The sequence below is a fragment of the Streptomyces carpinensis genome (assembly GCF_002154505.1).
Lineage (GTDB): Bacteria > Actinomycetota > Actinomycetes > Streptomycetales > Streptomycetaceae > Streptomyces > Streptomyces carpinensis.
In genome coordinates, this window is the sequence record NZ_MUBM01000635.1 from 1 (window position 1) to 5,867 (window position 5,867).

A 5,867-nucleotide genomic window follows, 5' to 3' on the forward strand; every position below is an offset into this window, starting at 1 on the left:
TCCGCCCCACCCGGCGGAGCCGCGCCCGCCTCGCACCCCCGCGCCCGAACGGGTCGCGGGGGTGTGATGTTCGCCGCTCCGGGCGGGGGGACTGGGCAGTCACATTACCCACGAGTAGCATGAGGCTGAGCGCGCGCTCAGTGCTAGCGCATCGCAGCAGTGCCATCCCGCACCCTGGAGGAGAGCCATCGTGCCTCGTACCGTCAGGGACGTCGTCTTCGTCGACGGCGTCCGCACCCCGTTCGGCAAGGCGGGCCCGAAGGGCATCTACCACGAGACCCGCGCCGACGACCTCGTCGTGAAGGCGATCCGGGAGCTGCTGCGCCGCAACCCCGGTCTCGACCCGAAGAAGGTCGACGAGGTCGCCGTCGCGGCGACCACGCAGATCGGCGACCAGGGCCTGACCATCGGCCGCACGGCCGGCATCCTCGCGGGCCTGCCCACCTCGGTCCCCGGCTACTCCATCGACCGCATGTGCGCGGGCGCGCTGACCGCCGTCACCACCGTCTCCGGCTCCATCGCCTTCGGCGCGTACGACGTCGCCATCGCCGGCGGTGTCGAGCACATGGGCCGCCACCCGATGGGTGAGGGCGTCGACCCGAACCCGCGGTTCGTGAGCGAGAAGCTGGTCGACGAGTCGGCCCTGTTCATGGGCATGACGGCGGAGAACCTGCACGACCGCTACCCGCAGATCACCAAGCTGCGCGCCGACGAGTACGCGGTGCGCTCGCAGGAGAAGGCCGCCAAGGCCTACGCCAACGGCAAGATCCAGCAGGACCTGGTGCCGATCTCGGTGCGCCGCACCAACCCCGACGGCGGCGAGACCGGCTGGGGCCTGGTCACGGCGGACGAGCCGATGCGCCCGGGCACCACCCTGGAGAGCCTGGCGGGCCTGAAGACGCCGTTCCGCGTCCACGGCCGGGTCACCGCCGGTAACGCGGCCGGTCTGAACGACGGCGCCACCGCCTCGGTCATCGCCTCCGAGGAGTTCGCCCGCGAGAACGACCTGCCGGTCAAGATGCGCCTGGTCTCCTACGCCTTCGCGGGCGTGGAGCCGGAGGTCATGGGCTACGGCCCGATCCCGGCGACGGAGAAGGCCCTGGCCAAGGCCGGCCTGTCCATCTCCGACATCGGCCTGTTCGAGATCAACGAGGCCTTCGCCGTCCAGGTCCTGGCCTTCCTCGACCACTACGGCATCGCGGACGACGACGAGCGCGTCAACCAGTACGGCGGCGCCATCGCCTTCGGTCACCCGCTGGCCTCCTCCGGCGTCCGTCTGATGACGCAGCTGGCCCGCCAGTTCGAGGAGCAGCCGCAGGTCCGCTACGGCCTGACCACGATGTGCGTCGGCTTCGGCATGGGCGCGACGGTCATCTGGGAGAACCCGCACTTCGACGGAGGCGACAAGTGAGCACCACCGCTGAACTCCTGAAGGGCGCGGCCGAGCTGTTCCCGGACGAGGTCGTCACGCAGGCGCACGTACGCCACTTCGACCTGCCCCTGGGCGCCGGGCGCTTCGCCCTCATCACCCTCGACAACGGGCACGACCACACCAAGCCGACCACCTTCGGCCCGCAGTCGCTGGCGAACCTGAACACCGCCGTCGACCAGGTCGAGAAGGAGGCCGCGGACGGCGAGGTCGTCGGTGTCGGCATCACCGGAAAGCCGTTCATCTTCGCGGTCGGCGCCGACCTCAAGGGTGTCGAGCTCCTCAAGCAGCATGACCACGCGCTGGCCATCGGCAAGGGCGGCCACGAGGTCTTCAAGCGCCTGTCGAAGCTGGCCGTCCCGACCTTCGCGTACTACAACGGCGCGGCGATGGGCGGCGGCGTCGAGGTCGGCCTGCACTGCACCTACCGCACGGTGTCCGCGGCGCTGCCGGCGTTCTCGCTCCCCGAGGTCTTCCTCGGCCTGGTCCCCGGCTGGGGCGGCTGCACGCTGCTGCCGAACCTGATCGGCGCGGACAAGGCCGTGACGGTCGTCATCGAGAACAGCCTCAACCAGAACAAGCAGCTCAAGGGCAAGCAGGTCTACGAACTCGGCATCGCCGACGCGCTGTTCGAGGGCGCCGACTTCCTGGAGCAGTCGCTGATCTGGACGGCGTCCGTCCTCAAGGGCGAGATCGTCGTCGAGCGCCCGGTGATCGACCGCGGCGAGGCCTGGGACCAGGCCGTCGCGCGCGGCCGGTTCATCGCGGACGGCAAGGTGCACGGCGCGGCCCCGGCCGCCTACCGCGCGCTGGACATCATCGCCGCCGCCAGGAACGGCGACCTCCAGCAGGGTTACGACGCCGAGGACCAGGCCCTCGCCGACCTGATCATGGGCGGCGAACTGCGCTCCGGCATCTACGCGTTCAACCTGGTGCAGAAGCGCGGCAAGCGTCCGGCGGGCGCCCCGGACAAGAACCTGGCCCGGCCTGTCACCAAGGTCGGTGTCGTCGGCGCCGGTCTGATGGCCTCCCAGCTCGCCCTGCTCTTCCTGCGCCGCCTGGAGGTGCCGGTCGTGCTGACCGACATCGACCAGGAGCGCATCGACAAGGGCGTGGGCTACGTCCACGGCGAGATCGACAAGCTGCTGGGCAAGGGCCGTATCAACCAGGACAAGGCCAACCGCCTCAAGGCGCTGGTGACCGGTGTCCTGGACAAGGCCGAGGGCTTCGCGGACGCGGACTTCGTCATCGAGGCCGTGTTCGAGGAGATGGGTGTCAAGCAGCAGGTGTTCGCGGAGGTCGAGGCGGTCGCCCCGGCGCACGCGATCCTCGCCACCAACACCTCCTCCCTGTCCGTGACGGAGATGGCGGCCAAGCTCAAGCACCCCGAGCGGGTCGTCGGCTTCCACTTCTTCAACCCGGTCGCGATCCTGCCGCTGCTGGAGATCGTCCGCGGCAAGCAGACGGACGAGGCCTCGCTGGCGACCGCGTTCGCAGTGGCCAAGAAGCTGAAGAAGACCGCGGTGCTGGTCAAGGACGCCCCGGCGTTCGTGGTCAACCGCATCCTGACCCGCTTCATGGGCGAGATCCAGAACGTCATCGACGAGGGCACCCCGGTCGAGGTCGCCGAGAAGGCCGTCGAGCCGCTCGGTCTGCCGATGTCCCCGCTGGTCCTGCTGGAGCTGGTCGGCCCGGCGATCGGCCTGCACGTCTCGGAGACGCTCAACAGGGCGTTCCCGGACCGCTTCAAGGTCTCCCCGAACCTCAAGGCGGTCGTCGAGGCGGGCAAGCGCGGCTTCTACGTCTACGACAGCGGCAAGCCGGAGCTGGACCCGGAGGTCGCCGCACTGCTGAAGCAGGGCGATGTGGTCCTGACCGAGGAGCAGGTCCGGGCGCGGGTGCTCGACGCGGTCGCGCAGGAGATCGGGCTCATGCTCGACGAGGGCGTCGTCGCCGAGGCCCAGGACATCGACCTGTGCCTGATCACCGGCGCCGGCTGGCCCTTCCACCTGGGCGGCATCACGCCGTACCTGGACCGCGAGGGCGTCTCGGAGCGGGTGAACGGCAAGCGGTTCCTGGAGCCGGGGGTGGCTTCGGTTCCGGCGTAGCCACCGAGCAGCACTGACGAGGGGCCTCCGCGGCGGCGGGGGCCCTTTGTCATGCCCGGACTGTCGCACGGCCCACTTTGCGGCCCCACACCTCGCTCTTACCTCTCCCACACCTGCCGTATACACTTTTCCAGGCTTCCTCTCACCCCGAGGAAGCAGGGGGCGGACATCGGCACAGAAGTGGGCTCGGCCATTCATGAATACGGAACTCCCTGCACTCGCACCGAATCTGGCGACGGTCGACCGGCGCGGTGTGACGACCGGGACGGACACGTCCGGCGCCGTCCCGGTGGAGTACCGATTCCGGGCCGGCGAAGGCGACGTAGGCCATCTGATCGTGGTCTTCTCGGGATTCGCCGCACCGAACGGCTACCACTTCGCCGGTAAGTCGCTGAACGGCCTGCGGGCCAATGTGCTGTGGATCCGCGACGATTTCGACGGGCACTACAGCTACTACATGTGCCGGTCGATGAACTTCGACATCGAGGCCTCCGTTCTCCGGCTCATCGAGAACACCATGGGGCAACTGGGCCTCGGCCGCGACCAGGTGAGCCTGCTGGGTGTGTCGAAGGGCGGCAGCGCCGCGCTCTACTTCGGGTTGAAGCACGGATTCCGGAACATCGTCACGGTCGTTCCGCAGTTCCTCGTCGGCAGTTACGTACGGGACCGCGCGGAGACCGGCCGCTACATGCTCGGCCCGGACATGCCGCCGATGCACGTCGACTTGCTCGACGGCGCCATTCCGGAACTGCTGAAACGATACGGCGCGCAGGGCCACAACGTGTACCTGTTCACCTCGGAGGCGGACGAGCAGTACGAGACCGAGATCAGTCCGCACCTTCAGCTCTTCTGGGCCTGCGAGAACTTCAACCTGATCCGGACCAACTCCCAGCTGGTACGGCAGCACGGCGAGGTCTCCGGATACAACCTGCCCCTGGTGCTGGGTGTCCTGTCCGCGCTGTCCGACGGTGCCGTGCCCCGGCTGGGCTTCGTGGAGAACGGTCAGGCGCGGGTCGACCCCGTCCAGCGGCAGCAGTATCTGGCCGGGCTGCGGGCCTCCGACGCGCTGACCGCCGTGCTGAACAAGCAGGATATCCGCGGCAACAACCTGCTGCTGAGCGGTCACGCCTTCATCCCCGGCGAGTCCCCGCACGGCGAATTCCCCTCCGTCAAGAGCCTGGTGATCGAGGGCGGCGGACGGCACTGGGAGTTCCCGCTGGCGACCACCGAGGCCAAGCACACCTACAGCCTCTACTTCGACCGGTTCGCCCGTGACTACACCGACGGCGGGTTCGAACCCGAGGCGAAGACCGGAATTCCGATGGCGGGAATGCCGGGCGGCGTGTTCGAGCTGTCGGTGCGGGTGGCGAGCCCCGCCGAGGGAATAGACCGGCGCACGAAGCTCGTGGCACGGCGTCCCTTCGACATCCGGCGGCCTTTCGGCGGCCTGGAGATCTCGCTGATCGGCGACGAGCAGCGGGTCCGTCTGGTCCGCCGGCCCGTCATCGGTCATTTCTCCCAGGAGACGGCCTTCTCCTTGGAGAAGAGCTGGCTGAAGGACCGCACCCTGCACGTCGAGGGCGTCTTCTTCGTGCACGGCATCGAGGCCGCCGCGCACGGCCACGCGAACTACTATCTGGTGCTGCGCGGGGCGCAGGCCACGTATTCGTTCCGGCTCGGCATGTCCCGCAAACCGCTCGCGGTGCGCCCGCACCTCAGGCGCGGCGACTTCGGCACGTACGACTTCGCCTACTTCGCCACGTCCGGATACAAGGGCGTCGCCCTGACGAACGCGCATCCCGGGGATTACGAGGTCTACGTCTCGATGAGCACGGGCGGTTCTCTCTTCACGGCGTCGGCCGGCGCCGTCACGCTTCCCTGAGGGGCCGCCGCGGTCGGCGCCGCCGTCATGCTCCGGGCAGCACCGCGATCGCGTCGGCCACCGGACGTTCCGTCACGGGCTCGCCCTCGGTCTCGCGCGGCTTGTTGCGCACCTGCCCGCGGACCACGGCCGTGGCGGAGCCGCCGCCGTCCAGGTTCACGGCGTCGACGGCGCCGAGGGAGCGCACCAGGTCCGCCGCTTCGGGCCCGGTCGCGCCGACGCTGACGCCCTTCGCCCGGCCGTCGATGACGACGAGCAGCAGCGTGCCGTCGGCCGTGACCCCGGCGACGGTCCTCGGCTGCCGTTCCGTGCCGAGGCGGGTGGCGTCCGGGTCGGTGACGCCGTCGCGCAGCAGCCGTGCGCTGCCGCCCACGGCCGTCTCCACGGGCCCGGGCAGAGTCTGTCCCGCCGGATCGGTGATCCGCAGGGACACGGCCATGCCGCTGCC

General features: G+C 69.5%; 4 protein-coding genes. 3 read left to right on the forward strand and 1 reads right to left on the reverse strand.

Annotated features, from left to right (window positions below):
- The first annotated feature begins 190 nt into the window (after positions 1 to 190).
- From BZY54_RS47365 to BZY54_RS47375, 3 genes are all read left to right on the forward strand, one after another.
- The gene (locus BZY54_RS47365; RefSeq protein ID WP_086731477.1) at positions 191 to 1,411 is read left to right on the forward strand and encodes a thiolase family protein; all 1,221 of its coding nucleotides are present in this window, start codon (positions 191 to 193) and stop codon (positions 1,409 to 1,411) included.
- The gene (locus tag BZY54_RS47370) at positions 1,408 to 3,537 is read left to right on the forward strand and encodes a 3-hydroxyacyl-CoA dehydrogenase NAD-binding domain-containing protein (protein WP_086731478.1); all 2,130 of its coding nucleotides are present in this window, start codon (positions 1,408 to 1,410) and stop codon (positions 3,535 to 3,537) included. Before BZY54_RS47365 ends, BZY54_RS47370 begins: the two co-directional genes overlap by 4 nt.
- Before the next feature lie 253 nt (positions 3,538 to 3,790).
- The gene (locus tag BZY54_RS47375) at positions 3,791 to 5,419 is read left to right on the forward strand and encodes a hypothetical protein (protein ID WP_086731479.1); all 1,629 of its coding nucleotides are present in this window, start codon (positions 3,791 to 3,793) and stop codon (positions 5,417 to 5,419) included.
- Positions 5,420 to 5,444: 25 nt separating this feature from the next.
- Here the strand turns inward: BZY54_RS47375 and BZY54_RS47380 are convergent.
- A partial coding sequence (locus BZY54_RS47380) for a phosphodiester glycosidase family protein (RefSeq protein WP_143668390.1) occupies positions 5,445 to 5,867 on the reverse strand: 423 nt, incomplete at its 5' end.